General features: G+C 63.0%; 17 protein-coding genes. 6 read left to right on the top strand and 11 right to left on the bottom strand.

From position 1 onward, the window contains the following. Nucleotides 1-3: 3 nt before the first annotated feature. Both SSA02_RS03540 and SSA02_RS03535 read right to left on the bottom strand, forming a co-directional pair. Nucleotides 4-2202 (bottom strand): RNA degradosome polyphosphate kinase, encoded by a 2199-nt coding sequence (locus tag SSA02_RS03540; protein WP_147092684.1) that lies wholly within the window; start codon nucleotides 2200-2202, stop codon nucleotides 4-6. A gap of 250 nt (nucleotides 2203-2452) precedes the next feature. Beyond that, on the bottom strand, nucleotides 2453-3187 hold the full coding sequence (locus SSA02_RS03535; RefSeq protein WP_246103584.1) for a DnaA/Hda family protein: 735 nt from the start codon (nucleotides 3185-3187) through the stop codon (nucleotides 2453-2455). 95 nt (nucleotides 3188-3282) lie between these two features. Here SSA02_RS03535 and purM point away from each other — a divergent pair, with 95 nt between their 5' ends. Together purM and purN are read left to right on the top strand one after the other, a co-directional pair. Further along, nucleotides 3283-4341, top strand: a complete 1059-nt coding sequence (purM, locus tag SSA02_RS03530) for a phosphoribosylformylglycinamidine cyclo-ligase (protein ID WP_147092496.1) — start codon at nucleotides 3283-3285, stop codon at nucleotides 4339-4341. Further along, nucleotides 4338-4937 carry a phosphoribosylglycinamide formyltransferase gene (purN, locus tag SSA02_RS03525; RefSeq protein WP_147092495.1) on the top strand — a complete coding sequence of 200 codons (600 nt, stop codon included), beginning with the start codon at nucleotides 4338-4340 and terminating at the stop codon, nucleotides 4935-4937. The genes purM and purN overlap by 4 nt, the downstream gene beginning before the upstream one ends. Nucleotides 4938-5153: 216 nt before the next feature. Here purN and SSA02_RS03520 read toward each other — a convergent pair whose 3' ends face one another. Further along, complete coding sequence (locus SSA02_RS03520) at nucleotides 5154-6569, bottom strand: DUF2142 domain-containing protein (RefSeq protein ID WP_147092494.1); 1416 nt, start codon at nucleotides 6567-6569, stop codon at nucleotides 5154-5156. Further along, the gene (locus tag SSA02_RS03515; protein ID WP_147092493.1) at nucleotides 6566-7579 is read right to left on the bottom strand and encodes a glycosyltransferase; all 1014 of its coding nucleotides are present in this window, start codon (nucleotides 7577-7579) and stop codon (nucleotides 6566-6568) included. The genes SSA02_RS03520 and SSA02_RS03515 overlap by 4 nt, the downstream gene beginning before the upstream one ends. A gap of 437 nt (nucleotides 7580-8016) precedes the next feature. On the opposite strand from SSA02_RS03515, the gene SSA02_RS03510 reads away from it, so the two are divergent. Next, on the top strand, nucleotides 8017-10137 hold the full coding sequence (locus SSA02_RS03510; protein WP_147092492.1) for a Hint domain-containing protein: 2121 nt from the start codon (nucleotides 8017-8019) through the stop codon (nucleotides 10135-10137). 129 nt (nucleotides 10138-10266) lie between these two features. Here SSA02_RS03510 and SSA02_RS03505 read toward each other — a convergent pair whose 3' ends face one another. After that, nucleotides 10267-10788, bottom strand: coding sequence for a hypothetical protein (locus tag SSA02_RS03505; protein WP_186807651.1), 522 nt, complete (start codon nucleotides 10786-10788; stop codon nucleotides 10267-10269). 319 nt (nucleotides 10789-11107) lie between these two features. Beyond that, complete coding sequence (gene ndk, locus SSA02_RS03500) at nucleotides 11108-11530, bottom strand: nucleoside-diphosphate kinase (protein ID WP_147092490.1); 423 nt, start codon at nucleotides 11528-11530, stop codon at nucleotides 11108-11110. 116 nt (nucleotides 11531-11646) lie between these two features. Here ndk and SSA02_RS03495 point away from each other — a divergent pair, with 116 nt between their 5' ends. Continuing rightward, nucleotides 11647-13539: an ABC-F family ATP-binding cassette domain-containing protein gene (locus tag SSA02_RS03495; protein WP_147092489.1), complete on the top strand. Its 1893-nt coding sequence runs from the start codon at nucleotides 11647-11649 to the stop codon at nucleotides 13537-13539. A 45-nt stretch (nucleotides 13540-13584) separates the two neighbouring features. Next, the gene (locus SSA02_RS03490; RefSeq protein WP_147092488.1) at nucleotides 13585-14697 is read left to right on the top strand and encodes an AI-2E family transporter; all 1113 of its coding nucleotides are present in this window, start codon (nucleotides 13585-13587) and stop codon (nucleotides 14695-14697) included. Nucleotides 14698-14838: 141 nt separating this feature from the next. Here SSA02_RS03490 and SSA02_RS03485 read toward each other — a convergent pair whose 3' ends face one another. Further along, nucleotides 14839-15561 (bottom strand): SDR family oxidoreductase, encoded by a 723-nt coding sequence (locus tag SSA02_RS03485; protein WP_147092487.1) that lies wholly within the window; start codon nucleotides 15559-15561, stop codon nucleotides 14839-14841. A gap of 65 nt (nucleotides 15562-15626) precedes the next feature. Beyond that, complete coding sequence (locus tag SSA02_RS03480) at nucleotides 15627-16715, bottom strand: ROK family protein (RefSeq protein WP_186807650.1); 1089 nt, start codon at nucleotides 16713-16715, stop codon at nucleotides 15627-15629. 484 nt (nucleotides 16716-17199) lie between these two features. On the opposite strand from SSA02_RS03480, the gene SSA02_RS03475 reads away from it, so the two are divergent. Continuing rightward, on the top strand, nucleotides 17200-18489 hold the full coding sequence (locus tag SSA02_RS03475; protein ID WP_147092485.1) for an MFS transporter: 1290 nt from the start codon (nucleotides 17200-17202) through the stop codon (nucleotides 18487-18489). A 159-nt stretch (nucleotides 18490-18648) separates the two neighbouring features. Here the strand turns inward: SSA02_RS03475 and SSA02_RS03470 are convergent, their stop codons facing one another. The 3 genes from SSA02_RS03470 to SSA02_RS03460 all read right to left on the bottom strand — a co-directional run bounded on the left by SSA02_RS03470 (nucleotide 18649) and on the right by SSA02_RS03460 (nucleotide 21466). Further along, the gene (locus SSA02_RS03470) at nucleotides 18649-19527 is read right to left on the bottom strand and encodes a D-psicose 3-epimerase (RefSeq protein ID WP_147092484.1); all 879 of its coding nucleotides are present in this window, start codon (nucleotides 19525-19527) and stop codon (nucleotides 18649-18651) included. A gap of 323 nt (nucleotides 19528-19850) precedes the next feature. After that, a complete protein-coding gene (locus tag SSA02_RS03465) occupies nucleotides 19851-20312 on the bottom strand; it encodes a hypothetical protein (protein WP_147092483.1) in 462 nt (153 codons plus the stop codon). Next, nucleotides 20309-21466, bottom strand: a complete 1158-nt coding sequence (locus SSA02_RS03460) for a DegT/DnrJ/EryC1/StrS family aminotransferase (protein WP_147092482.1) — start codon at nucleotides 21464-21466, stop codon at nucleotides 20309-20311. Before SSA02_RS03460 ends, SSA02_RS03465 begins: the two co-directional genes overlap by 4 nt. Between the last annotated feature and the right edge of the window lie 51 nt (nucleotides 21467-21517).

Here is a 21517-nt window from a genome sequence, read left to right as displayed (position 1 = left end):
TTCCTACTCTTCCCGGAGACGGTCCGGCCGTTCACGCCGCCCCGCATCCTTGTCCTGCGGCTTCTCGCGCGCGGCCGAGCCGCGCCCGGAAAGCGACGGGTTATGCATGAAATAGTCATGCGCGGAGAAAGGATTAGCGCCCGGTGAAACGCGGTGCCAGTCCCCGCGCGAAGAAAGAGTCCAGCTCTGCAACGTGTCGCGCAGATCCATGGTCATGATCTGCCCCAGTATCTGGGCATGGACGGTCGGATTGGTGATCGGGACCATGGCCTCGACACGCCGATCCATGTTCCGCCCCATCCAGTCGGCGGAAGAGATGAAGACCTTTGCCTTGTGCGAGGGCATGCGATGCCCGTCTCCGAACACGAAAATCCGCGCATGTTCGAGAAAACGCCCGACGATCGAGCGGATCTCGATATGGTCGGACAGACCCGGCACGCCCGGTCTGAGGCAGCATATCCCGCGCACGATTCCCACGATCTTCACCCCGGCGCGTGAGGCCCGGTAGAGCGCATCGATCAGCGACGAATCCACGAGGCTGTTCATCTTGAGCCAGATCCGCGCAGGCCGTCCGGCCGTGGCGTGAGCGATCTCGCGCTCGATCAGCTCCATGAGCGTCTCGCGCAGGGTGATGGGCGCGAAGGCCAGCGCCTCCATATCGACGGGCGTCGCATAGCCGGTCATGTAGTTGAAGAGTTTTGCGGAATCTCCGGCAAGACCGGGATCGCATGTAAAGAAGGAGAGATCGGTATAGATCCGCGCGGTGATCGGATGGTAATTTCCTGTCCCGAAATGGGCATAGGACCGCAATCCGCCCGCCTCCCTGCGCACGACCAGGCTCAGCTTGGCGTGGGTCTTGAGATGGGTGAACCCGAACACGACCTGTACCCCGGCGGATTCGAGCGTACGGGCGAGGCGGATATTGGCCTCCTCGTCGAACCGGGCCCGCAGCTCGACCATGGCGGTCACGGACTTGCCGAGTTCCGCGGCCTCGATCAGAGCCCGGACGATCGGGCTGTCGCGCGAGGTGCGATAGAGCGTCTGCTTGATGGCAACGACCTGCGGGTCGAGCGCGGCCTGCTTGAGGAACTGGACCACCACGTCGAAGCTCTCGAACGGGTGATGCACCACGATATCCTTGGCACGGATCGCAGCAAAACAATCGCCGTCATAATCGCGGATCCGTTCGGGAAAGCGCGGCTTGTAGGGCTTGAAAAGCAGATCCGGCCTGTCGGGCACGATCATCTGCTTGAGATCGACCACGCCGATCATATCCGGCTGAACCACCATGTCGTCCCGTGCGACATCGAGTTCGGCGGCGAATTCGCGCCCCATGCTTTCGGGAATCGTCGCGTCGAGTGCGAGATGGATCCCCACCCCGCGCCGACGCTGCTTGAGCGCGGTCTCGTAGGAGAGGACGAGATCCTCCGCCTCATCCTCGAACTCCACATCCGAATCGCGGATGATGCGCAATACCCCGCCTTCGGCGATTTCCATGCCGGGAAACAGACGGCCGATATTCTGCCGGATGACATCCTCGAGAAGAACGAAGCGGACCTCGGGGGCAGGAACGGGCCCGCGGGAATCGGACTCGTCCTTCTGACGCTGTGGCAGACGGATGAAGCGATCGATCTGCTGCGGCAGCAGGATGAGCGCATCCATCGAAAACCCCGGCACGGCGGGATCGTGCAGCCTGAGTGCGAGCGCCATACCCAGATTGGGAATGAAGGGCATCGGATGGGACGGGTCGATCGCAAGCGGTGTCAGAACCGGATAGATCTCTTCCTCGAACTTGCGGGCCATGAGCGCCAGTTCGGCTTCATCGAGATCGCCCGTCGCGCAGAGGCGGATGCCCGCCTCGGAGAGTTCGCCCCGCAACAGGCGCCATATCCGTTGCTGAGCAGCGAAAAGACGCGCTGCGCTGCGTCTGACCCGGGCGAGCTGCTGGGCCGGCGTCAGCCCGTCGGCCGAAGGGGCCACCAGCCCTTCGCGCACCTGACCGACCAGACCTGCAACGCGCACCGAATAGAATTCATCGAGATTGCTCGCGCTGATCGACAGGAAACGCAGGCGCTCGAGCAGGGGATGACGGCGGTTTTCGGCCTCTTCGATCACACGCTGGTTGAAATCGAGCCAGGACAGCTCACGATTGATGAAGCGCGCCGGAGAGGTCACGATCCCGGGATCGGGGATCCGGGTCATGGCTCTGGCCGTGCGGGGCGACCGGGGCCGCCGCGCACGGGTGGGCTTCGTGGCGCTTACCGCCCCTGTTTCCGAATCCTGTTTCGAAGACGACGCCACGCGCTCTGTTCCCTGTCCTGTTTCACGACCTGACAGGCATCATCGCAGGCGCGACCGATACGTCAAACCCCTTAACCCAAACATCATGAAGTTGCTGACGCCACGAAGATGCATGCATCGGGCGATTTTCTGTCCCGGAGTCGCGGCGACCTCAGAACGCGACGGAATCGTCCTCCTCGAGAAGCCCCTTCAGGGCGTTGCGCGCCATGGCGGGCGTCAGAGGACGACCGGAAGCGAGCCCCGCCTCGTCGAGCCGGTCCACGGCCTCGACGATGGCCGCTCCGGTACGCGGGAGATGACGCAGGAGCCAGTCGATCATCGGTTTGGCAACGACGATCTGGCGCTCGGCGATCAGTCGCAGCAGCAGGGTGAACCGCAGGGAATCCTCGGGCGCTGCGATCGTCACGACGGTCACGGCTCTCAGCCGGCTTGCGAGATCCGGCAGGACGAAGGTCTGACGCATCGGCGAGATCCGTGAGGCCAGAAGAAGGGTCGTCCGGCTCTCACGCGCGCGATTGAGCAGATGAAGCAGGCTGCGCTCGGAGGTGATGCGCTCGATATTGTCGATCGCAAGAGAGGGCGGCATCGCATGTCCGAAACGATCGATGAGGTCCATCTCGAGTGTCGCGGCGTCAAGCAGTTCGGTCCTGCGCTTCTGTGCCCAGATATGCAGCAGATGGCTCTTCCCGCACCGGTCCTCTCCTGCCAGTAGCAGCCGCCTGTCGGGCCAGCCGGTCTGATTGAGCCAGTGCCGTGCCGTCGCGTTCGAAGGCGCTGCCACGAAATGGCGCTCCGAGACGCTTCTCGGCGGGGCGAGAGAAAAGGCGAGCTGCTCTGCCATGCACCGGGCCTCGGAGGATCCGCGATTTCCCGTTGCTTTGTCCATCGATTAGCTGTTCCGGTCCTTTCCGAGCCGGTGCGGCTCCTCTAGAAGGAGCGATGATACATCAACCGGCCAGGTTTTTCGAGCGAGGCGACTGCATGACCGATCCCACCCCCCCATCTGCCAGCTACCGGGACTCGGGCGTCGATATCGAAGCCGGAGATGCCCTCGTCGAGGCCATCAAGCCCGCAGCAAAGGCAACGAACCGTCCCGGCACGATGGGCGGGCTCGGCGGCTTCGGCGCCCTTTTCGATCTCAAGGCCGCCGGATTCGTCGATCCCGTGCTCGTCAGCTGTACCGACGGTGTCGGTACCAAGCTGATGGTTGCAATCGAGAGCGGCCATCATGACACGGTCGGGATCGATCTCGTCGCCATGTGCGTCAACGATCTGGTGGTACAGGGCGCAAGGCCGCTCTTCTTTCTCGATTATCTCGCCACGGGGCGCCTTGCGGTGAAGGACGCCGCACGGGTCATCGAAGGCATCGCCAAGGCGTGCCAGGACTCCGAATGCGCCCTCGTCGGAGGCGAAACCGCCGAGATGCCGGGCATGTATGCGCAGGGCCACTACGATCTCGCAGGTTTCAGCGTGGGCGCGGCGGAGCGCTCGGCCCTTCTGCCATCGGGCATCCGCGCGGGGGATACACTGATCGCGCTGCCTTCGAGCGGCGTGCATTCGAACGGCTTCTCCCTCGTTCGCAGCATCGTCCAGCGCAGCGGCCTCGGCTGGTCGGATGCGGCACCGTTTGCCCCGGGCGAAACCCTGGGCGAGGCCCTTCTGCGACCGACGACGCTCTATGTCCGCACCGTGATGGCGCTGCACGAGGCCGGTCTTCTTCATGGCTGCGCCCATATCACCGGCGGTGGTCTGCCCGGAAACCTCCCCCGGGTTCTGCCGGAGGGACTCGGCGTCGAGATCGCGGCAGGCAGCTGGCCGGTCCCGCCCGTATTCGGCTGGCTGGCCCGCACCGGCAACGTCTCGCAGGACGAGATGCTGCGCGTCTTCAATTGCGGTGTGGGCATGGTACTCGTCACTTCGGAACCCGAGCGCGTCCTGTCGCTTCTCGCCGGGCGTGGCGAAACCGGCCATGTCATCGGCACGGTGACCTCCGGAGGGCCGGCCTATCGCATGAAGGGCGAGGTCGACTTCAGCGCATGAGCAAGACCCCGATTGCCGTGCTCATCAGCGGGCGCGGCTCGAACATGGAGGCGCTGATCGAGGCCTGTGCCGACCCCGGATATCCGGCGCGCATCGCCCTGGTGCTGAGCAACAACCCCGAGGCGCCCGGCCTCGAAACCGCAAGGCGTGCCGGTCTGGCCGTTCATGCAATCGATCATCGCCCCTTTGCGCGCGACCGTGCCGCACATGAGGCGGCGGTCGATGCCGCGCTGCAGCAGGCCGGCGCAGAGATCGTCTGTCTTGCGGGCTACATGCGCGTTCTCACCCCTTTTCTGGTGTCGCGCTGGGCGGGGCGGATGCTCAATATCCATCCGAGCCTTCTTCCGGCCTATCCGGGCCTCGATACGCATGCGCGTGCCCTCGCTTCGGGCGACAGCCATCACGGATGCACGGTGCATCTCGTCACCGACGGTGTCGATGAAGGCCCCGTCCTCGCTCAGGCGAGGGTGGACATCCTCCCTGACGACACAGCTGAAACGCTTGCCGGGCGGGTTCTCGCCGAGGAACACCGTCTCTATCCGGAGGCTCTCGCGACCTTCCTGCGCGACCGGAACCCGCACGACGTCGCGCCCTGATCGGACGCCCTGATCGAACGCCCCGACCGGGCATCCTGATCCGCCCCTCGAACCCGGCGCCCTGGCACCCACGGCCAGCCCGGAGCGCAGGCGAAAGGCTAAGGAAGAAACACCTGGGGGGGGAATCCGCAAGGCGCCTTCCCCCTTCCCGCCTCCGGCGCATCCCGCCGGGATCTCTCCCTCTCGCGCAGTCCGGTCCCGTCCTTCGGGAGAGACCTACCAGTAGCGTGTCATGAGAACGGCCGTGAGCGTTGCCGTATCGAGTGCGAGAAGCGCACAGGCGAACACCATGACGCATTGATGGAGCGCTGCGCTGCGCAGGAGACGCCCCGCTCCGGGCTGGGCCGGAAAGAGCAGCGCGAGAAAAGGAGCGATCAGGAGAAAATAGCGCCCCTGAACGCCCTCCACCCGCGGTGACCCGACCGGTGTCCAGACGAGGTAGAGCAGAAAGAACACCGATCCGGCGGCGAGCATCACACAGGAGAGAACCGCAGCGGACACACGCGGATCCTGCCGCTCTCCGGGTGCGAAAAACCAGGCCCATAGCGGAATCGAAAGCACCGCCGCCCCCACGACGTACACGCCCGTATAAAAGGGATCGGGAAAACTGGTATCGAGCCAACCGAGCACGCCCACGAACTGCCTGACGAGATCGTGGCCGGAAAAGGCAAGCGTGTCCCAGGCGAGAGCCGGAATACGCAAGGGATGAGCCAGAAGATAGGCGATCTGACCGCCATCCGAGACGCCGAGACCGGCATGGAACTGCATCTTGGCCGGTCGTACGCCGACGATCGTCCACAGGGACAGCGCAGCGACACCCGCCGCGAGAGGCATCCAGCCCCTCACCCTGCGACCGCGAACAGAAAGAGCAGACGCGATCAGGGCACATGGAAGCAGCGTAGGCTTGCTGACGGCCAGAAGGGCGAAACACAGCGCAAGCCCTCCCCACAGCATGGCATTGCCGGTGCAATCCCGGTCCCGCGGGTCGAGGCGGGTCATCAATCCGGTCGCAAGGGTCGCAACTCCGAACAGGATACCGTCTTGCGAGCACGATGCCCCCAGAGCGATCGTCATCGGAAGACATGCGAGAAGGAGCAGCAAGAGCGTACCCCTGCGCGCCAGGGCAAGACCGCAGGCGGTCAGGGTAACACTCGCGATCGCGTTGACCGCACGGATCGCATAATCCGTCACGACGATGCTCAGCTCGGCGTGACGCGCGATGAAGGTGACGATGGCTGCAGGTATGTAGGTGAAGGGCGCGTAGATCACCGTATTCGGAAAGGAGACCCAGCTCTGCTCGAAGACCCAGGGGCGGGACGCCAGACGGTGCAGCGCCTGCAGGTCCGTCTGCCGCTCGGCATGCCCCCTGAGATCGTCGAGCATCTCGAACTCGAGCGGAAAGCTCTGCGAGATCTCTCCGCCCGCATCGATGGAGCCGAGCTTCGTGCCGACGATATGCCCCCTCGATATCTGGGTGATGCGTGCGAGGTGATTGCGCTCGTCCGGTGTCTGGCCGGGCGGTGTCAGGACGACACAGGACAGGCTCATGAGGGCGGCAAAGAGCACATAGACTAGGACCGGGCGCAGAAGGGCTGCGGTCCAGAGCCGCGCAACGCGACGGGCAAGGCTCAAGATCCGGACCACTCCCGCAAGGGCGCCCTGTAGGAGAGGTAGCTCAGGCGCTTGACCTCCTGCCGGGCGAGCGCAACGCTGTTCAGGATCAGACCGCACACAAAGGACAGGGCAGCGAGAAGCTCGAACCCCATCGCGAGCACGGCGGACGGCAGATGCGGCACCCGATGGAATTCCATGAAATCGAGGATGGCCCTGGACCCGACGAGCAGACCCAGAATGCCGCAGATCGTGCCGATCGCCGAAAAGAACAGGAACGGTCGCTCCTGCTTGAGGAGATTGACGATCGTGCCGAGAATGCGGAACCCGTCACGATAGGTGCTGAGCTTGGAGAACGATCCTTCGGGGCGCTCGACATAGCGCGTTTCCACCTCGCCTACCGCCATATTGAGCTGAAGGGCGTGAACGGTCAGCTCCGTCTCGGTCTCGAAACCCGAGGAGAGGGCCGGGAAGGATTTGACGAAGCGACGGCTGAAAACGCGATAGCCCGAGAGCATGTCCGACTGGCCGCGCCCGAAAAGAGCGACGACAAGACCTGTAAGAACCCTGTTGCCCAGCACGTGACCGGCACGATAGGCCGCGCGCGCCTCGTGACGACGGGTCCCGGTCACCATATCGAGCCCATCCGTGCGCGCGAGGTCCAGCATCCGGGGTGCGGCCGCGGCCTCATAGGTTCCGTCCCCGTCGATCAGGAGATAGAAATCGGCCTCGATATCAGCGAACATCCGCCTGATCACATGTCCCTTGCCCTGAAGCCGCTCTCTGCGGGTCAGCGCTCCGGCGGCGCGCGCCGCCTCCGTCGTGCCATCGGTCGAATTATTGTCATAGACGTGGATTTCGACATGGATATCGCCATCGGAGAGCGCTGCCCGCAAGTCGCGCACCACGGCACCGATCGTGATCTCCTCGTTGTAACAGGGCACGAGGACCGCAACGCGCGGCGGGCGATCCGGCGACTGACGCGCGGGGGCCTCGGCGGAGCCGGATCGATGAATCTCGCCAGCGTTCATTTCTCTCCCTGTCGGAACGTTTCACTCCCGCCTTGGTAGCATTTTCCTGTTGTGCCAGCCAGTGGACCCGCAGGGACACCATGGGAGGACGATACGGCATCGCGGCGCGCTTCACGATGCGCGGAAGGGTCGTCGCGTCGCGCGCGAGATGTCGTGGAGAGATCGCTTGCGCCGTCTGATACTAATCCAGGGATACTGGCCCCGGGATACTGTCCTGACCTCTCGCACCGCGGTCCAATTCCGGGTTGAAGACAAAAGCGAACACAGATCGGCGAAACAACGGGAATTGCGAAGCACGATTCGCAGGCGCTTTCGCAGAAGTAATCATTATATTATCGTTAAAACTCGAATCCGAATGCGACCTTATGTAATTTATGATGACAGATCATTAACGACTATGCTCCATATAGTGACGACTATCCCTGAATGAGCCAGAAATGACAATAAAAACCGTTAATTCCGGTCAAACCACCTCGAATCCGCGTGTCGTGTCGGGAGACACCCTGGTCGTATCCTCCGGCGGCGTTACGGACGATACCGTCATCCTCTCCGGCGGCGTGCTGTCTGCGCTGGACGGTGCCCGTGTGGAGGGATCGACCACGATCAGCGCCGGCGGCATTCTACGCGCCGCCGCGAGCGTCGGGATCGACGGTTTTTTTAACGTGATTTCCGGTGCAACGTTCAGCGGTGGCCGTATTACCGATGGTAATTACGGTTATGTCAGCCAGGGCGGAAACCTGAGCGGAACGACGGTTTCCAGCGGCGGCGAGATCGATGCCGGTTATGACGGCTGGTTCGATGGCGGCGCACTGACACAGGTCACCGTTGCAGCGGACGGTTGGGTGAACGCCTTCGGGACCAGTGCCAGCTTCACGAGCGGCAGCCTCTCGGGAAGCGGCGCGACGGTTCGTCTTGCCGGCGGGGCCGTCGCATCCTCGGTCACAGTGGGCACAGGCGCAACGCTGCTCGTCAGCTCCGGGAGCGTGACGAACTACACCACCGTCGACGGCGGCAAGGTCTATCTCGCGGCAACCGGGGCAAGCAACAACACGACCTTCACCTCCCGCGGGGGCACCGTCGAATTCGGTAGCGCCTATGCCGACCCGCGTCTGTATGTCGCATCGAGCAATGTCAGCCTGATCTATGACAGCGGTGCGGCCCTCTCGAACGTTCAGGCACTTTCGGGCGCTCGTATCACCGTCACCTCAGGTGCACGCATCGACGGCCAGGTCGCCGTTTCGGCGGGCGGCACCCTTGTGCTCAACGGCGCGGCCGGTTCGGGCACGATCGGTCTCGATGGAGACGGCGCCCATCTCGTGGTCAACGGCACGACGATGCCGACCAATGTCATCTCGGGTTTCTCCGCGGGCGATACCATCGATCTGACAGCCATCCCGAAATCGTCGATCAGGAACGTAATCCGCACGACGTCCGGCATCACCTTCCAGACGGTCGACGGAAACAGCTATACTCTGGCCGTCAGGAATGCCTCGACCCTCGGCTACGCCCTGCAGGATGACGGAACCGGTCGCACGCTCTATACGACGTGCTTCGCCGCCGGAACCATGATCCGCGGAACGACCGGCGACGTGGCCGTCGAGGATCTGACCCGGGGAGATCTGGTGGAAACCCTGTCGGGTCCGAGGCCGGTGCTGTGGGTGGGGCATCGTCATATCACGGTTGAGACCCAGCCGGTCCCCGAAGAGAACTGGCTCGTCCGGTTCCGTGCCGGCGCACTGGCCGAGGGCATCCCGTCACGGGATCTTCTGGTCACGCAGGAGCATTGCATGGTCTTCGAAGGCAAGCTCGTCCCGGCCCGTATGCTGGTCAATGACCGCTCGATCGTCATCGACCGCTCGATCGGCGACTATACCTATTATCACGTCGAGTTCGCCGAGCATGAGGCGATCTGGGCGGAGGACGCCCTGACCGAGAGCTATCTCGACAGCGGCAACCGTTCGCAATTTGCCAATGCCGACATCGCTGCTCTCCATCTCCCGGCGAGCCGCGCAAGCGCCGGTTCCGACAGGCTGCCACTGGCGACCGGGCGCGACTTCGTGGAGCCGATCCATCGTGCACTCGCGGATCGTGCGTCCATGCTTTACGGCGCGCCGGACTCCGGGAGGCTCGCACTATGCGACGAACCGCGGCTTCAGCTCCTCCTTGCCGATGGAACGCTCCTTTTCCCGCATCGCCGTACAGGGAGCCACGTGCTCTTCGCCCTCCCCTCCGGTGTCACGAGCGCGACCCTGATTTCGCGCTCCGCCCGACCCTGCGACACGATGGGACGATTTGTCGACGACAGACGCCTGCTCGGGGTTCTGGTCGGCGATATCACGCTCTTCGACGCCCATGAGACGCAGACCCTCACCTCTCATCTGGTTGACGCCACGCTACCGGGCTGGAACTCGGTCGAAACGGCGCAGATGCGCTGGACCTCAGGCGCTGCGAAGATAGAGCTCGCCCGGGAAACCGAGCTGGACGGAACGATGATGGCGGTGGCGATCAAGGCATGCGGCCCCTATAGCGCACTTCCGACCGGCGCTCTGGCTGCCTGACCTCCGACGCCCGTTTGGCGCCGGGCGTCCCGTTTTCTCTATCGGCCTGTTTCCCTCATCGGGGCGGGTCGTCTCTTCCGGCGCCTCCGATCGGGGGAATCCGGATGGAGGAGTGCTATCCCCGGGAGATCACCCGGGATCGTTCCGGGTTTTCTCCGGCAGGTCGATGACATCCTCCCTGAAGCATATCGAGAGAAGACCGACCTGATGGGGCGATTTGCGCACGAGAACGAGCGTGCCGCTTCCGTCCTGCCAGTGCATTCCATCCGCGAAAGGAGACGGCCCCGGGGCGTCCGGCCCGCCATTGAGTTCCGAGACGCCATCGGTTTCGGAGATGACGATCTTCTCGATCCTCGACAGGATGAGCGCGTCTCCGGTCTCCGGCACGACGATACGCACCCTGTCGGTGTGCGGACGCAGAACGAAACAGCATTCCCGCCCCGCCATACCGATCTTGCTGAGTGGCGTTCCATCCTCGCTCCGGACGATCAGGCCCGGGTCCTCCATCTCATGCTCGTCGGATCCGGTATGACCCGAAACGCGGTCCCTGTCGCAGGAATGCGCTGAAACGTCGCGCGCACGACCGGTCCGATGGCCGGGAAAAGGGATGATACGGGCGCTATGCGCCCCGGATTTTCCGTCTGCCCCCATATCGCGACACTATTCTCCCTGGAAATGACGTTCTTCACCGCCCCCCGGCGATCCGGCAGCGGAAGACGCTCCCCTTCTCCCGCGGGCCCACCATGACGGCCCCGGGATGGTAGCGGGATAGCAGCGGGATACGACACCGGAAAACGGGAAAGGGGTGACGCCGACCGTTCTGAAGATTACCCGACCCGGCTTATTTCTTCGTTAAGAAGACCGCATACCCGGCCCACTCAGGACAAAAAAAGGGACGGTCGCCAGGACCGCCCCTCTTTCCGTCGCTCGTATGGCGCCAGTCCGGGCCACCGGGCGGGATCCGGCTGGATCAGGGCAGGATTTCGGTCTCGGCGAAGAAGAACGCGATCTCGTTGCGGGCATTTTCGAGGCTGTCCGAACCGTGCACGGAATTGGCCTCGATGCTCTCGGCATAGAGCTTGCGAACGGTACCTTCGGCTGCCTGAGCCGGATTGGTGGCACCCATCACCTCGCGGTGATGCGCAACGGCGTTCTCACCCTGAAGCACCTGCACGACCACCGGCTCGGCCAGCATCGACGACACCAGGCTGCCATAGAAGGGACGCTCGGCATGAACGGCGTAGAACGCCTTGGCCTGGTCCTCGGTGAGCTTGATGCGCTTCTGCGCGACGATGCGCAGACCGGCATCCTCGAACACGGCGTTGATCTTGCCGGTCAGGTTGCGGCGGGTGGCGTCGGGCTTGATGATCGAAAGGGTGCGTTCCACGGCCATGAGAGACCTCCTGCTCAAAAAAGAAGTGCTATGAACGCCCCTCCCCTAGAGCAAAACCGGACTTCCTGATAGTCCGCTTGGCATCAAAACGCGTCCTTACTGCCGGGGAAATCTCTGTGAGCCTGCTGACAATAACCGACCTCACCCTGCGTATCGCGGGACGTGTGCTGCTCGATTCTGCCTCGCTCAGTGTCGAGGCGGGACGCAAGGTCGGTCTGGTCGGCCGTAACGGCGCCGGCAAGTCCACCCTTCTGGCAGCGATTTCGGGCGATCTCGCCCCGGATGGTGGCGCGATCCAGATCTCGAACCGAGCGCGTATGGGGCGGGTCAGGCAGGAAACCCCCGAAGGTGAGGCATCGCTGATCGATACGGTCCTTTCCGGCGATCTCGAGCGTGCGCGCCTCATGCATGCTGCCGAAACCACGACCGACCCCGCGATGCTCGCAGATATCCACGAGCGCCTTCTGGTGATCGACGCCCATACCGCACCGGCACGCGCCGCCAGCATCCTCTCCGGTCTCGGTTTCGATCACGACGCCCAGCTCCGTCCGGTTTCCTCGTTTTCGGGTGGATGGCGCATGCGTGTTGCCCTTGCCACCGCGCTGTTTCTCAATCCCGATCTTCTCCTGCTGGACGAGCCGACCAACCATCTCGATATCGAGGCGACGATATGGCTCGAAGGCTGGCTCAGGACCTTTTCCGGCGCGGCCATCATCGTCAGTCACGATCGGTCCCTTCTCGACAACGTGGTGGATTCGATCGCCCATCTCGAGAAAGGCAAGCTCGGGCTCACGCCGGGCGGATATGAGGAGTTCATCCGTATCCGCACGGAGCAGGCCCTCCAGCAGAACCGCGCCGCGGAACGGCTTGCCGCGCAGCGCGCCCATATGCAGTCCTTCGTCGACCGGTTCCGCGCGAAGGCCACGAAGGCGCGCCAGGCCCAGGCCCGCCTCAAGGCGCTCGCCCGACTGCCGCAGATCGACTCGGTGGTCGAAGACAGCCCGACGCGATTTTCCTTTCCGGAACCCGCCCCTCTTCCTCCGCCCATGCTCACCCTTGACGCGGTCTCGGTCGGCTATGACGGACACGCCGTTCTCTCGGACCTCTCCTGCCGGCTGGATCTGGATGACCGGATCGCCCTGCTCGGCCAGAACGGCAAGGGCAAATCCACCTTTGCCAAGCTTCTCGCAGGGCGCCTCGAACCTCTCTCGGGTCGGATGGACCATTCCTCCCGGTTGCGGATCGGCTATTTCGCCCAGCATCAGGGAGAGGCCCTGATCCTCGGGGATACGCCCATCGACCACATGGCGCGCGCCATGCCCGACGCCACACCCGTTGCCGTACGCGCCCAGCTCGACAGGTTCGGACTCGATGCCGGGAAGGCCGAATCGAGGGTGGGCGACCTTTCCGGAGGCGAGAAGGCGCGCCTGCTTCTTGCCCTCGCCACACGCAACGCCCCCCATCTCCTTCTTCTCGACGAACCCACCAACCATCTCGATCTTGACGCGCGAGACGCGCTGATCCGCGCTCTGTGCGATTACGAGGGCGCCGTCATTCTCATCAGCCATGACACGCATCTCGTGGAATCGGTCGCCGACAGGCTCTGGCTGGTCGATGACGGCACGATCGTTCCGTTCGAGGACGACATGGCCGGATATCGGGCCTGGCTCCTCGAGCGCGCGAGAAAGGCCACGAATTCTTCGCCCTCGGACACCCAGACGGAGAGCACTGGCCGCCGCGACCAGCGACGCGACCGGGCCGAGCAGCGTCGGGCGCTCGCCCCGCTGAGAAAGGAAGCGAAGGCCGCCGAGGGACTTCTGGAGCAACTCGGCAAGGAGCGCGCGCGCATCGAGGCCCGCCTCGCCGATCCGACGCTTTACGATACGAGCGAGGCAGGAGAAATCACGTGTCTGAATACCCGCCTCGCGGCTCTCGCACGCGAGGAAGAAGCTGCGGAAGAGCGCTGGCTGGCGGCAGAAGCCGAAATCGAACGTGCAAACCACGGCTGACCCTGGCCGTTGACCCCCAAAACCGATCAACGAGAACCGGACCCCATGCCAGACTCCCAGCCCGCCAAGACGGACGCCCCGCACCACGAACTCTCACCCATCTTTCGCATCCTGCGCTTTACCCTGATCGTCACGATCGTCGTTCTGGCCGTCTGGCTGCTCGGCGATGTGATGATGGTGGTTTTCGCAGCCACGCTGTTCGCCGTGGTTCTGCATGGACTCGCCCGCATTCTGCGCGACAAGGCACGCATCCCCTATCAGCTGGCCGTCGGTCTGGTCGCTCTCGTTATTCTTGCCGCCATCGTCACCCTGATCTATTTCAGCGGTCCGCAGATCAGCGACCAGTTCGTCAAGCTCAAACAGGCCCTGATCACGCAATACGGGCAGCTGCGCTCCCGGATGGGCACGACGAGCTGGGGCCAGTTCGCCCTCGATCATCTGCCGAAATCCCTGGGCGGCAACGAGCAGGGAGGCGGTCCGTCCTTCGGCGCCGGTCTCGCGAATTCCGTGACGGGAATCCTGAGCAGCGCCTTCGGATTGCTGGGCACCGTCGCCGTCATCCTTATCGCGGGGCTCTATTTCGCGATGTCGCCCGCCATCTATGTCGACGGCATGCTGCGGCTCGTGCCCGAAGGTCACCGACCGCTCGCCCGCAAGCTGATTCTCTCGGCAGGCAACACGCTCTGGTCATGGACCATCGGCCAGGCCTTCGACATGCTCGCCGTCGGTCTCGCCTCGGGAATCGGTCTTGCGATCCTGGGCGTTCCTCTCGCCATGGCTCTGGGGGTCGTGGCGGGGTTGTGCAACTTCATTCCCTATATCGGCGCGATCATGGGGGCGATCCCTGCCGTGCTGATCGCCCTGTCGCAAGGGACGCGCACCGGCCTGATGGTCGCGGGTCTCTATTGCGTCATCCAGTTTCTGGAAGGGAACGTCCTGGCCCCCTTCATCCAGCGTCATGCCGTGCACATGCCGCCCGCCCTGGCGATCCTCTCGCAGACGGTATTCGGGTCCATTCTCGGCGTTCCGGGCCTGATCCTCGCCTCGCCACTGACCGCGGCACTTCTCGCAATCGGGGACAAGGCAACGGCCCCACTCGCGGAAGACATGCGTACGGCCTCGACCATGGGAGAAACGCCGGTTTCGCAGGATGGCTGATCGGTGGCGATAACCGGATGCCGCAGGTGACAGGGCGGAGGAGCCTTCCATCCTCCGCCCCGTTCGTCCGCTACGCCCCCAAGCCCCTGCGCCCGACCGGATGCAGGAAGCGTACCGAACCGGCGGTCCGGGAGGGGTTGCTCAGATATCGAAGCAGCGCGGCAGAATCACGATATCGCGGACATTCACGTTACGTCGGCGCGTGAGCATGAACAGAACCGCCTCGGCGATTTCTTCCGGCTCGATGAGCGCGCCGTTTTCCTTTGCCTTGCGGAGATTTTCCTCAGGCCAGTCGGCAAGGAGCGCGCTGATGACCGGGCCGGGCGATACGGATCCGACACGGATGTCGTCCTTGATCAGCTGACGCCGCATGGTCTGGACGAAGCTGTGTACGGCCCATTTCGAGGCGGAATAGACAGGCTCCCACGGAACGGCGGTATGTCCTGCCACCGAACTGGTGACGACGATATCCCCGCCGCCATTCTCGCGCATATGCGGCACCAGGCTGCGGATATTCTTGAAGACGACATTCACGTTGAGCGTGAGCATACGATCGATCTGATCGAGATCCGCCTCCGCCAGATCGCCCCCGATATAGGTCCCGGCATTCGCGTGGAGGATGTCGATCTTCCCGCGCAGGGCGAGGAGACGATCCAGAAACCCCGCACATTGCGCCGCATCGAGCAGATCGATTTCGAGCGGGATCGCCGCCGGGCCGAGTTGCGTTACGGCGGACTCGAGCGAAGCGCGACTCCGGTCTGCGAGAATGACCTCCGCACCGGCGGCGATCATCGCCCTAGCCGATGCGAGCCCTATCCCGGAGGCCCCTCCGGTGACGACAGCGACCTTGCCTTTGAGTTCCATGACGGACACCTCTTCTGAAATGCGGGGTTCCCGGGAGGCCCGGCGACCCTGCGACACACCTCCGGTCAGCTTTCGCGACTGAGGAATTCCTTGTGCATGATGCAGGCAGCGCCGAAAGCGGCACCGAACTGTTCCCGTCCTTCGACGAGAATGCGCGGCGGCTCGGTCATCTCGGGATCGACCCGCATCAGGTGATGCTGAACGCGATTGCCCACGAACCGATAAAGGGCAGAGACACAACCACCCAGAACGATCCGGTTGGGATCGATGGTCCGTATGGTCTGACAGAGTGCCTGTGCCAGGGTCTTCGCCCATTCCTCGGCGATGATGACGGCCTCGGGAACGCGGTCGCTCACGGCGGCGAGAAAATCATCGAACGACGCGAGAGGCTCGCCCGATGCGCCACGATAGGCGCAAACCAGCGCATCCTTCCCGATAAGGTCCTCGAGGCTCACATAACGTTCGCCTTGCTCCTGCCCGGGTACGGAACGCGGGAAACGCAGATGTCCGATCTCCCCGGCGAGGCCGCGTCCTCCGCGAAAGAGCTCTCCGTTGACGACGATCCCGCCACCTATTCCCGTTTCCATCAACAGGAACAGCGTCACACCCGGATGGAACTCGCGATAATCATGCCCGATCGCGAGCGCATTCGCGTCGTTCTCGATGCGGATCGCGACATCGGAGGGTATCAGCTTGCGTACGAGGGTCTGGATGGCAAAATCCTGCCAGCCGATCTGCGGTGCGAGCCTGAGATGGCCGCCCGGGTCAATATGAGCAGGAATGGCCAGCGCAATACCCCGCAGCCGCGCCAGCATGTCAGCCCCGAGAGACGCGAACGCATCGCGAAGTATGTCCTCCACCGCCGCTGCCGGAGGCTCCCCGCGGGTATCGTACAGACGACGCTCCGACTGCACGACTGCACCGGTGAAGTCCAGAACGACGGTACTGACATGAGCGACACCGATCTCGACACCCAGGAAGTAAAGCGCCTCGGGCACGAGCTCCAGCATGATTCCCGGGCGTCCCATCTGCCTGCCCGATGAAGGGAGACAGTTCGTCTCCCTGACATATCCCTCCTGCAGGAGATGACCGATGATATGCCCCGATGACGACCGGTTCAGCCCCATGTCGCGCGCAAGATCGGCACGGGACATGGGGCCCATCCGATGCAGCGCGCGCAAGGCGACCTGTATGTTGTGCTGCCGGACGGCGCTCCCGCTGGCTCCGAGTTTCGTTGCGGCTTTCAAGGTGCCCCCTTCTTCTGTGCCCCTGTGCTGGGATATCCCCGAGCTGGGGAAACCTCCTGAGCCCGGATATCGCGTGCGTCTCTGCGCCGGAAGCCGGAACGGCGCTACCCCACTATGTTACGATGAGCAACATAATACATCTCTTTCCGATCGTTCCACCTCGGCCAGATGCTTACTACGAAAAAATTCCGCCCTTAAATAACGTTATTGTGTGATTTGAATGTGAGAGTGGCGTTAGGAATCTGTTGAAGGTCACATTCATGGCTCCTAATGTTTTGTTGCGTTATGCACCAAACAAGCATGGCCCCTCGAACGATCGCGAAATACCGTGCGGCGACACCGCCAGACCGGGAATGGAGACGCGCGGGGCCCGAGCATAAAGAAGCAATCAATGTCCGAGCGAGATAAATCCAAAGTCGTGGCCGGTATGCCGGTCGAACTGTTCTGGGGCTACATCGCCGTTGCCATCTTCATGACCGGGGACGGAATCGAGATCGCCTTCCTGTCCAAATACCTGACCGGCATCGGATTTTCGCCCGGTCAGGCTGCGGAGCTGTTTACGGTCTACGGCCTGACTGCTGCCGTATCGAGCTGGCTCTCGGGTGCTCTGGCGGAAACGTTCCATCCCAGGAAACTCATGGCATTCGGTACGGTCTGGTGGATCGCCTTCCATGCCCTCTTCCTCACCTTCGGCCTCGCCCATCGCGATTCTCTTCTGATGAACGTGTTTTACGGGATCAGGGGCATCGCCTATCCTCTTTTCTATTACGGCTTCTATTACTGGATCGTCCAACGCACGCCGCCAGCGCGGCTGGCTTCGGCGCTCGGCTGGGTGTGGTCCATGTTCGTCCTCGGATACGGCACGCTCTCATCCTTCATCCCGAGCCTGACCATACCTGCCATCGGCTTTCTGCCGACTCTCTGGACGTCCATTCTCTGGGTCGCCGCAGGGGGAATCCTCGCTGTCCTCACGATGAAGGATACCCGCAATACTGCTCCATATGGGGGACACGGGCCGAGGACACATCTGCGCGAAATCGCGAAGAGCATTACCCTGATCACGACCGATCGGAACATGTTCTTCGCCCTCGTGATCAGGGTTACCTGCAATCTTTCCCTGTTCGGCTTTCCTGTGATCATGCCTCTCTTCTACACATCGAAAGAGGGCGGCTTCACCATGCAGCAATGGCTGCATATCTATAGCCTTCTCTTCGCCGTCCAGCTGTTCACCAATATTGCATGGGGCATCATCGGCGATCGCATCGGGTGGATGAGGCAGATCCGATGGGCGGGCTTCGTAGGATGCGGCGTGACGACGCTGACTTTCTACTACCTCCCGCTCTGGATGCCGGGCAACATGGCGATCGGCATCCTTGCCGCCGTATTGTTCGCCATTACCATTACCGCCTTCGTACCGATGGGAGCGATCTTTCCGACGCTGGCGCCAGAACACAAGGGCGCTGCAGTTTCGGTACAGAACCTCGGCGGGGGACTGGGTAACTTCACCCCGCCCGCCATCGCCACCGCACTGATCGGGGTCTGGGGAATCGAAGGGGTCGTGATTTGCTATAGCGTCCTTTATTTCGCCTCCGCAATCCTGACGGTTTTCATCAAGCTGGATCAGCCTGGACATACGCGTCAGAGCAGGGCAACTGTCGTCGAACAGAAAATCGCGGCCTGAACGCCCGGAATGCGTGCCACGCCGCCCGGCCGAGGCCGCGGCGGTGCAGGCGCGTCGCCGGTTACGCGGGGAACATCTCCGCCAGCAACGCACAGACCGGCCATGAAAAAGGGAGAGGCAGAGCCTCTCCCTTATCTGCAGGCTTCGCTTCCCCCTGTTTCAGGCGGAGAACACCTCACGGAGGAAAGAAAGGGAACGACGGATATGATCGTCCATCCCGACCTGATCGGCTCCTGAGGTCAGATCTCGCCAGACCCGGATGGACTGCCCGATCTCGCCTCCACAGATCATGAACGGCTCCATCACGACCGCCCGATCGTAGCCGATGGCATTCAGGGCCTTGCCGACCTGCTCCCATGCAATCGTCCCGTTCATACCGGGCAGTTTCCGGTTGTTTTCGCCGACATGAAAATGGAAGAGACGCGCGTTCGCATGCCGGATGGCCGCGCTCATATCGTCCTCCTCGATATTCATGTGAAAAGTGTCGAGCAGGATTCCCATATTCGGGCTTCCGATACGCTCGCAATAGCGAACCGCCTCGTCGCTCGTGTTCAGGATATGGCTCTCGAACCGGTTCAGCACTTCGAGGGCAACGCGTATCCCGTGATATTCGGCCCGCCCGGCGACAGACTTGAGCGAGTCGATGCTCAACGCCCAGCTCTCCTCGCGATCCGTCCGGACAAAATCGTCCGGCCAGAAGGAGTAAATGGCTCCGGCGATCGTATCCGTCCCCAGAGACACCATTTTTTCGAAGATCGTTCCGAAATACCGGATACCGCTCTCCCGGACCGCCGGGTCCGGCGAAGCCAGATCGTGCTCCCGCGAAGGCCCGCTATTGACCGAAAAGCCGATCCCGAGGGACTCTCCCGCCCGGCGCAAACGCACGATATCGGCCTGGCTCATGCGGTACAGATGATCTGCGCTGATCTCCAGCACATCGAAACCGATAGAAGCGACCTTTTCGGCAAGAGCCAGATAGTGATCCGGCGAACACGCCCAGGACGTGCTCCAGTAGGAATACAGGGTCCCGAATTTCATCGGTGAAATCTCCAACTCGTGAAAGAGGCGCAGGAACCGGCATCAGGCCGGGCCTTGTGACTCGTGGCCTTAGTCTGGAGAGTTTGTTGCACGTCGCAACTTGATTCGTGCGATCCGGCCTTCACGTCCTGGAGATGTCACCGTGACGACCATTCGCTCGACGGCGTGCCGCCGGAAGCAGGATACCGGAGGCCGGGCGCAGCACGCTCATGCGCCCCCCCCCCTTATCGGGACCGTCCGGGGTGACCGGAGCCGTCCGGAACCGGGCATCGCGGCACCCCCGGCAGCGCCTGTCGCCAGACCTCAGCCGCAGTCAGCAGGACTCACGGCACATCGGTTCTGGCATATCCCCTTCCGTCGATCAGATAACCGAGTGTCTTCCACGCGTCGTTGCTGAAGGTCTGAACCCTGAAACGCGCATCCGGGGTGACCCTCGCAATCGCCGTGTTGTTCCAGTCCGCTCCGCTGACACCGGTCCAAAGGGTCAGGGCGAAGGCCTTGCCATGATCGTCCCGCCCCTTGATCAGCACATCGCCGGTAGAGGGTGCCGGTGAGGTGAGCGGCGCCCAGCCATGTCTGTGGTCCTGAAGCCAGCGATTGAGGTCTCGCGTCTGCTCCGCATCCAGCACCCGGGTTTTGCCGGTCTGCGCAATCGTCAGCGTCACGTCCGAAACCGTACGGAAGGGAACGGGCCGAAGCGCCGGAAGGGCGAAATACCAGATGACGGCAACCGTCGCGAGAACGATGCTGACGAAGCCTATGACGAGAAGCGTCTCGCGCCTCATTTGCCCATCTCCTGCTCGTGCCAGCGCCGGACGGCGTCGATCACGCGTGCGACCTCATCGTCGCGGAGCTCGGGATGAAGCGGAAGCGCGAGGATCCGTGCGCCAAGCCCTTCCGAGACGGGCAGGGAGACGGTTTCGTCATGATGTTCCCGATAGGCGGGCTGGGCATGAAGCGGTTTCGGGTAATAGACGACGCTCGGGACGCCGCATCCGGACAGGAATCGCTGAAGGGAATCGCGCTGCGCCCGATCCGGAAGAAGAATCGAGTAGATCGCCCAGGCGCTCTCAGACTCCGGCACCCGCAGAGGCGTCTCCACCAGACCGGCAAGCCCGGTATCGTAGCGCTCGGCCACGTCGTTTCTTCGCTCGAGCTCCTCGTCGAAGACGTCGAGCTTCGCAAGAAGGATGGCAGCCTGAAGCGTATCGAGACGACCGTTGAGACCGATACGAAGCACCTCATAGCGGGAGCGGCCCTCGCCATGCGTACGCAAGGAGCGATAGAGAGCGGCTCTTTCCTCATCGTCGGTCAGGATGGCGCCGCCATCGCCATAGGCGCCGAGGGGCTTGGAAGGAAAGAAGGACAATGTCGTGGCAACCGCTTCCCTCCCGAGCTTGCGCCCTTCGAGCGCCGCCCCGAAAGCCTGGGCGCAATCGGCAACCAGCAACAGCGCCTCTTCCTGCGCGATCTCGCGCAGCTGCGCCCAGGGAGCAGGCTGCCCGAAAAGATCCACCCCGATAACCAGTCTGGGCTCGAGCTCCCCCTGTGCCCGGATGGAGGCGATACGCGCCTTCAGACTTCCGGGATCGATCTGGAAACTGCGCGGATCGACATCGACGAACACAGGCGTAGCCCCGAGCAGAAGGACGACTTCTGCCGTGGCTGTGTAGGTGAACGCCGGAAGGAACACCGCATCCCCCGGTCCGATCTCCTCGGCCATGAGAACGATCAGGAGCGCGTCGGTTCCGGAAGAGACGCTTACGGCGTGCTTCGCGCCGCTATAGGCGCAGAGCCTCGTCTCGAGTTCCTCGATTTCCGGCCCCATGACGAAACGACAATGCGAGAGAACGGTATCGATCCGCCGGCGCAAGGCGTCGCCGAGACGGGCCTGCTGCCTTGGGAGGTCCAGAAAGGAGATGGGGGGCTGATCGCTCATGATATCTCTTGCACCTCGGTGATGATGATCTCGGTAGTGACGGTTGCGATA

This window comes from Swaminathania salitolerans (assembly GCF_007988945.1).
In the GTDB taxonomy this organism is placed as follows: Bacteria; Pseudomonadota; Alphaproteobacteria; order Acetobacterales; family Acetobacteraceae; genus Swaminathania; species Swaminathania salitolerans.
This window is presented reverse-complemented; position numbering and strand designations above follow the sequence as displayed.

Coding starts and splice junctions, on each gene's coding strand:
- SSA02_RS03540 (WP_147092684.1), bottom strand. CDS start 2,202: ATGACCCGGATCCCCGATCCCGGGATCGTGACCTCTCCGGCGCGCTTC.
- SSA02_RS03535 (WP_246103584.1), bottom strand. CDS start 3,187: ATGGACAAAGCAACGGGAAATCGCGGATCCTCCGAGGCCCGGTGCATG.
- purM (WP_147092496.1), top strand. CDS start 3,283: ATGACCGATCCCACCCCCCCATCTGCCAGCTACCGGGACTCGGGCGTC.
- purN (WP_147092495.1), top strand. CDS start 4,338: ATGAGCAAGACCCCGATTGCCGTGCTCATCAGCGGGCGCGGCTCGAAC.
- SSA02_RS03515 (WP_147092493.1), bottom strand. CDS start 7,579: ATGAACGCTGGCGAGATTCATCGATCCGGCTCCGCCGAGGCCCCCGCG.
- SSA02_RS03510 (WP_147092492.1), top strand. CDS start 8,017: ATGACAATAAAAACCGTTAATTCCGGTCAAACCACCTCGAATCCGCGT.
- SSA02_RS03505 (WP_186807651.1), bottom strand. CDS start 10,788: ATGGGGGCAGACGGAAAATCCGGGGCGCATAGCGCCCGTATCATCCCT.
- ndk (WP_147092490.1), bottom strand. CDS start 11,530: ATGGCCGTGGAACGCACCCTTTCGATCATCAAGCCCGACGCCACCCGC.
- SSA02_RS03490 (WP_147092488.1), top strand. CDS start 13,585: ATGCCAGACTCCCAGCCCGCCAAGACGGACGCCCCGCACCACGAACTC.
- SSA02_RS03485 (WP_147092487.1), bottom strand. CDS start 15,561: ATGGAACTCAAAGGCAAGGTCGCTGTCGTCACCGGAGGGGCCTCCGGG.
- SSA02_RS03480 (WP_186807650.1), bottom strand. CDS start 16,715: ATGTCCCGTGCCGATCTTGCGCGCGACATGGGGCTGAACCGGTCGTCA.
- SSA02_RS03475 (WP_147092485.1), top strand. CDS start 17,200: ATGTCCGAGCGAGATAAATCCAAAGTCGTGGCCGGTATGCCGGTCGAA.
- SSA02_RS03470 (WP_147092484.1), bottom strand. CDS start 19,527: ATGAAATTCGGGACCCTGTATTCCTACTGGAGCACGTCCTGGGCGTGT.
- SSA02_RS03465 (WP_147092483.1), bottom strand. CDS start 20,312: ATGAGGCGCGAGACGCTTCTCGTCATAGGCTTCGTCAGCATCGTTCTC.
- SSA02_RS03460 (WP_147092482.1), bottom strand. CDS start 21,466: ATGAGCGATCAGCCCCCCATCTCCTTTCTGGACCTCCCAAGGCAGCAG.